This window comes from Streptococcus pseudopneumoniae (genome assembly GCF_038148935.1).
GTDB classification, from domain to species: Bacteria; Bacillota; Bacilli; order Lactobacillales; family Streptococcaceae; genus Streptococcus; species Streptococcus pseudopneumoniae_U.
In genome coordinates this window covers 1-5,493 of the sequence record NZ_JBBJZX010000110.1, presented here as the reverse complement: position 1 = coordinate 5,493, position 5,493 = coordinate 1, and the positions used below count along the sequence as shown (strand labels likewise).

7 protein-coding genes and 1 riboswitch are annotated in these 5,493 nt (G+C 41.1%); all 7 genes read right to left on the bottom strand.

Translation table 11 applies throughout. The features are described 5' to 3' along the window. Window positions 1-425 (bottom strand): Clp protease N-terminal domain-containing protein (locus WKI42_RS09390; RefSeq protein WP_368081782.1); only part of this gene is annotated, 425 nt, incomplete at its 3' end. A 1-nt stretch (window position 426) separates the two neighbouring features. Continuing rightward, complete coding sequence (locus tag WKI42_RS09385) at window positions 427-885, bottom strand: CtsR family transcriptional regulator (RefSeq protein ID WP_049524434.1); 459 nt, start codon at window positions 883-885, stop codon at window positions 427-429. Window positions 886-1,003: 118 nt separating this feature from the next. Further along, window positions 1,004-1,732 carry an ABC transporter ATP-binding protein gene (locus tag WKI42_RS09380; protein ID WP_000136219.1) on the bottom strand — a complete coding sequence of 243 codons (729 nt, stop codon included), beginning with the start codon at window positions 1,730-1,732 and terminating at the stop codon, window positions 1,004-1,006. Further along, window positions 1,732-2,739, bottom strand: coding sequence for an ABC transporter substrate-binding protein (locus WKI42_RS09375; RefSeq protein WP_023941185.1), 1,008 nt, complete (start codon window positions 2,737-2,739; stop codon window positions 1,732-1,734). The genes WKI42_RS09380 and WKI42_RS09375 overlap by 1 nt, the downstream gene beginning before the upstream one ends. A gap of 39 nt (window positions 2,740-2,778) precedes the next feature. Continuing rightward, window positions 2,779-3,537 carry an ABC transporter permease gene (locus WKI42_RS09370; protein ID WP_201442185.1) on the bottom strand — a complete coding sequence of 253 codons (759 nt, stop codon included), beginning with the start codon at window positions 3,535-3,537 and terminating at the stop codon, window positions 2,779-2,781. Next, complete coding sequence (locus WKI42_RS09365) at window positions 3,500-3,790, bottom strand: thiamine-binding protein (RefSeq protein ID WP_000647659.1); 291 nt, start codon at window positions 3,788-3,790, stop codon at window positions 3,500-3,502. The genes WKI42_RS09370 and WKI42_RS09365 overlap by 38 nt, the downstream gene beginning before the upstream one ends. A 68-nt stretch (window positions 3,791-3,858) precedes the next feature. Next, window positions 3,859-3,961: riboswitch (TPP riboswitch) on the bottom strand. An 82-nt stretch (window positions 3,962-4,043) separates the two neighbouring features. Next, the gene (gene cbpD, locus WKI42_RS09360; protein ID WP_173228944.1) at window positions 4,044-5,405 is read right to left on the bottom strand and encodes a choline binding-anchored murein hydrolase CbpD; all 1,362 of its coding nucleotides are present in this window, start codon (window positions 5,403-5,405) and stop codon (window positions 4,044-4,046) included. Between the last annotated feature and the right edge of the window lie 88 nt (window positions 5,406-5,493).

The window sequence follows — 5,493 nt, the reverse complement described above, 5'->3', positions numbered from 1 at the left end:
GCAGCAATCTTAACCTGATCTTTCTTGTCTTCATAAGAAAAACCAGCCCTCTCCAAGATACGAGTCGCCAAGGCATTTCCATCATGCAAAATCGCATAAAGGACGTGCTCCGTCCCTAGCACCTTAGCATGGACCACTGACGCTACATACTCTGCTTCATCAAGAAGGACCTGCAAACGATGAGAAAACGGCAATTCCGTAAAGATTTCATCCTGGCTATAGTCCGTTTCAGTCAGTTCCAAAGCGACTTCTTCTAAACGGTCCATCTCATATGGATAATCATTTAAAGTTGCCCCTGCCACACTATAACTGTGATTGGACATGGCAATCAACAAGTGCCAAGACTCTAGATAATGAGCTCCAAAATGGCCAGCCACCATGTAGGCACTTTCGATACATTCATTCAATGCTTTTGAATAGTTCATCTTACTTCCCTTTTCTATCTACCTCTTGTATGACCTGTCGTAGCATATTAGCACGAACAACTGGAGCTTCTTCTCCTAGAACGCGATCCAAAGCTACTGCTACCAGCAAATTCATCTCCTGCTTGGTCACCAATTCCTGCTCAACCAAAAGCTGGAGAATATCTTCATAAATTTCTTGACTGACTCGCTCACCAATCGAGTAAAGCAGCTCCCTGAGCATTTCATGATGACTAGAAAACTCAATCCGTCCTATACGAATATAGCCTCCGCCACCACGCTTACTTTCAACCAAGTAGCCTCTACTTTCCGTAAAGCGTGTCTTGATCACATAGTTAATTTGACTAGGAACAACCTGGAAGGTATCTGCCAACTGACTCCGTTGCAACTCCACAATACCAGATTGATCTAAAATCGCCTTGATGTAGGCCTCAATATGATCCGATGTATTTTTAAATCTCATTACAAACCCACCTCTCTCTTTAAACCTTGACTATCTTTGACTATTATACCGAAATTTTCTCATTTTTAAAAGAAAAAGGGCGCTGGTAAAGGATAATCTTCACCAACTCCCTATTTTTCTACTTATCTAAGCCTAATTCTGCCAAGATTTGACGTTTGTAGGCAATCTTTTGGACTTCCTTGTCCTCGTCTTCAGACCAATCTAGTTTAATTTCTGAAACAATCTGCCCAGGGCGATTTTTTAAGATATAGATGCGGTCGCTGAGATTAAGGGCCTCCTCGATACTGTGAGTAATAATCAAGGTTGTTAGCTGCAACTGCTTGTGAATTTCAAGATACCAAGCATGGAGTTCCATCTTGGTCATCTCATCCAAAGCGCTAAAGGCCTCATCCAAGAGAAAGAGCTTGTGCCCAAAAAGGTAAGTTCGAAGCAAGGCTACACGCTGACGCATCCCACCACTGAGTTCATGAGGGTATTTATCTCTTACAGCTGTCAACTGGAAGGTCGCAAGAATTTCATCCGCGCGGGCAATGGCTTCCGCCTTATCCACTTTTTGAATCAAGAGAGGAAGAATGATATTACCAAGCACCGTCTTGTGCTCCAAGAGCAGATCCTTTTGCAACATATAACTCACGCGCCCCTTGGGATTCTCCTCCCCATCAAGGACAATTCTCCCTGACTGAACTTCTAAAATCCCAGCGATTAAGTTGAAAAGCGTAGTCTTACCAACACCACTTGGGCCTAGGATGGAAACCACTTCTCCTGAAGTCACCTGCAGGTTGATGTCCTCTAAAATCCTCTCTTGACCATAGGCATAACTGACGTGTTCTAGTCTAATTTCTGTCATTATTTCACAAATTCGTTGGTGAAGCCTTTGTCTGTCAAGTCTTCTTTAAGGATACCATTTTCTTTATCCCATTTGTAGAAGGCATTCCAGCGAGTTGCATCAAATTGACCCCATTTTTCCTTGTCGCTTGCGTATTCTTTTGACAAGTATTTTTGAGATTCGATGACAAAGTCACGTTTTTCCTGAAGTTCAGGTGCATTCTTGATGAGGATATCAGCCGCTTCTTCTGGATGCTCCATAGCATATTGGTAACCTTTTTTGATGGCTTGGATGACTTTACGAGCTTCTTCTTTGTTATCTTTCAGATAGTCGTTGTTTGCGATGATAACTGGTGAATAGTAGTCAAACTCCTTGACATAGTCTTTCAAATACATGAAGTTAGCATCTACACCTTGAGATTTAGCAAGGATACCATCCCATCCATAGTAGATCCAAGCAGTGTCAAAGACACCATTGGCAATAGGTGTGATAGAGTTTGAGTCGTTATTTGGTACTTTTTCTACCTTCTCAAAGTCCCCACCTTGTGATTCTACCAAGGTTTTCAACATAGCAAGTTCAGTTGGGTCATTCCAAGTCCCGTATTTCTTACCAACTAAGTCTTTTGGACTGCTTACATTGTCAGATTTACGTGAGATGATTCCTGATGTATTGTGTTCAACAATAGCTGCAACGGCAGTGATTCCTGCTCCTTTTTCCAATTTTTTAGCCATGTAGTCTTGGAAATACACTGCAAATGGTGCCTTACCATTGATAACCAAGTCAGATGAGCTTTCTTCTGGTGGCAATTTCAAATCAACATCCACTCCAGCTTCTTTGAAATAACCTTTTTCCTTGGCAACATAAAGTCCTGTGTGGTTAGTATTTGGTGTCCAGTCTAGGATAAAGTCGATCTTCTTGAGTTCTGCTTCTTTGTTGTCCTTAGAAGCAGTTCCTTGGCCACAGGCCACAAGCACAACAGCTACAAGAGCTGTCACAAGCGTTAAAAACACTTTCCATGTTTTCTTCATTTTGATTTCCTCTTTTCTTTTTCAGAAACATTCTTATTCTTATGAACGTTTCCATTTAATAACATATTTTTCACTGACATCAACCAGCTTCATACCGAGAAGACTGATAATCGATACCAGAATAATAATAGCAAACATGGTATCATACTGAAACAGTTTCTTGGACTGAATCATGTAGACACCTAGTCCTTCAAAGCCTCCCAACCACTCAGATACCACTGTTGTGATAAAGGCGTAGGAGACACTGACCCTCAGACCTGCATAAAAGTAAGGCAGACTGACTGGGATTTTAAAATGCCACAGGATTTGCCAAGGTTTGGCCCGCATCAGACTAAACAAGGTCAGCATATCCTTGTCACAATGCCTAAAACCGTCCAAAATACTGACGATGATAGGAAAGGTTGTCGTCAAAATAATCAAGACAATCTTGGGCAGAATCCCATAACCTAGCCACAAGACCAAGATAGGAGCTATGGCAATGGTCGGGATAGTCTGCACGACCACCATCATAGGGTAAATCAGGTCATTGAGCCAAGTCAAACTATCCATAAGTACAGCCATGAGACAGGCAATCAAAACTCCTAGAACCAACCCCAGTAAAGCCACTCTCAAGGTGGCCCAGCTATGGTGCCAGAGAAATTCTCTGTCACGAACAAAGGACTGGAGAATTTCAAGAGGTGTCGGCAGGATAAACTTGGGGAGAAGTTTAAGCAAACCTGCTAACTGCCAGATTGACAAGACTCCCAGAAAGCCCAATAGACTAATGTGTCGTCTCAGTATACTTTTCAAGTTTCTCATCAATACTTAAAATCTCTCCTACATTTATTTTGACATTGGCAAAGACATTATCTGCCTCCTGCCCTGCCACTTCCAGCGCTTCTTTGAGAATGCGCATGAGCTCATCAAACTCCCCTTCCAAGACCGTTTCAAATGGTGTCACCACCATGGTCACTTCTTGAGCTTGTAGATAAGCAATGACCTGATCGATAACAGCAATCCGATCAATCCCCTGTGCCAAGGGTAAAACTTGCAAGGCAATGCTTGCTTTCATAAAAACCTCCTCTTCTCGTTTTCCTTTGACAAAAAGAAAAACCTTTACCATATATGGAAAAGGTGCAAAATAGACTAAGTATCGTTCCCTACGCTGGCATTACCCAGATCAGGTGCGGTCGAAGTTTAACACTTCCTCTCAGACTGTACACAGACTCCCATATATTATATGGACATATGATAGCGCAAAATACAAAAAATGTCAAGGAAACTGCTTACAGAAAAGAGCAGGAAAAATTTCCTACTCCAATTTTCTATACTCGTTCTCCATCACTGTTTACTCTGTAGCCATCCACCGTCGTATTAACAGCTAAGACACCTGAAGAGTAAGAATAATACCACTTACCAGAAACTTGATACCAGCCTGTTTTCATTGCCCCTGAACTATCCAGATAATACCACGAGCCATTTTCCTTTAACCAGCCTGTCTGCATTTCACCAGATGATTTCAAATAATACCAACTAGAACCATCCTTCAACCAGCCTGTTGATTTAGAGCCATTTGATTTGAAATGATACCAACTACCATTTATTTTCTTCCAACCAACAGTTGAACTACTATTGGATCCATAGCTAGAGATGTTTCCTGATTGGTTCTGATAATTTTGTGAAGAAGTCACTCCCTCTAGCTGTATATAGCGACGACTTCCGTTATAAGCTGTATAACTCAACCACTTGTATCCATCTTTTTCGAGAATTTGATCATAATGAACCTTCTCCCCAGGATAATAGTAATCAATCGCAGTTGCGCTAGCTAGTGGCTGATTTTTGATAGCAGACTTAAACTTGAAATAATGTGTTCCTCCTGTTGAAGAAAGAACAGAATTACCTAGAGGATTTTTATTCACAGCCTCCAATTGAACATAACGATAGCTTCCGTTATAAGATATATAACTCAACCACTTGTACCCATCTTTTTCAAGTACCTGATCATAATGAACACTCTCACCTGAAGAATAATATGCAATTGAAGTTGCACTAACTAAAGGTTGATTTTTTATGGCTGCCTTATTCTTAAAATAATGAGTTCCTCCTGTAGAAGAAGGTTGACTATTGAATACTTTGCCACTACTTACTATATTACCCCCAGCCAAATCTTTAAAATGAATAAATCCTGTCATCGTATTTGCTTTTATACTTCGTTTATTATAGGCTTCTGTATAACCATAGTTATATTCCTCGATCTCAATCTGATCTCCCATTACATTTGACACCCAGGCAACATGCCCATAAGTTCCTGCAGTAGACCAAGCAATGGAGCCAATCGTCGGTGTATTATCTACACGATAGCCTTCACGACGAGCACGATAGCCCCATTCATTCGCATTTCCATAAGCCCTTGGAATCTCAAAACCATTGACATTACTCAAACGAAAGGCTGCAAAAGAAGTACACTGACGAGAATACATGCGCCACTGATCAATCTCCTGGCTCCCATTTTTATAATAAACAGGATAATCATCCCCACGCGCAATCGATCCATTTCCGCCAGAATAGGCATAGACACTATCACCCGCTGCTAGCATCAATCCTACTACTAAAAAAGGAACAACCTTTTTAACCGACTTTCTAAAAGAAAATCCTGTCTCTATTACTTTAAATGATGAACTTTTCATTCTTCCTCCTTGAAATAGTATAGTACTCAATGAAAATCAAAGAGCAAACTAGGAAGCTAGGCGCAGGCTGTACTTGAGTACGGCAAGG

Bases quoted from the DNA above. Each gene is read 5' to 3' on its own strand.
- WKI42_RS09385 (WP_049524434.1), bottom strand. From the start codon at position 885: ATGAGATTTAAAAATACATCGGATCATATTGAGGCCTACATCAAGGCG.
- WKI42_RS09380 (WP_000136219.1), bottom strand. From the start codon at position 1,732: ATGACAGAAATTAGACTAGAACACGTCAGTTATGCCTATGGTCAAGAG.
- WKI42_RS09375 (WP_023941185.1), bottom strand. From the start codon at position 2,739: ATGAAGAAAACATGGAAAGTGTTTTTAACGCTTGTGACAGCTCTTGTA.
- WKI42_RS09370 (WP_201442185.1), bottom strand. From the start codon at position 3,537: ATGAGAAACTTGAAAAGTATACTGAGACGACACATTAGTCTATTGGGC.
- WKI42_RS09365 (WP_000647659.1), bottom strand. From the start codon at position 3,790: ATGAAAGCAAGCATTGCCTTGCAAGTTTTACCCTTGGCACAGGGGATT.
- cbpD (WP_173228944.1), bottom strand. From the start codon at position 5,405: ATGAAAAGTTCATCATTTAAAGTAATAGAGACAGGATTTTCTTTTAGA.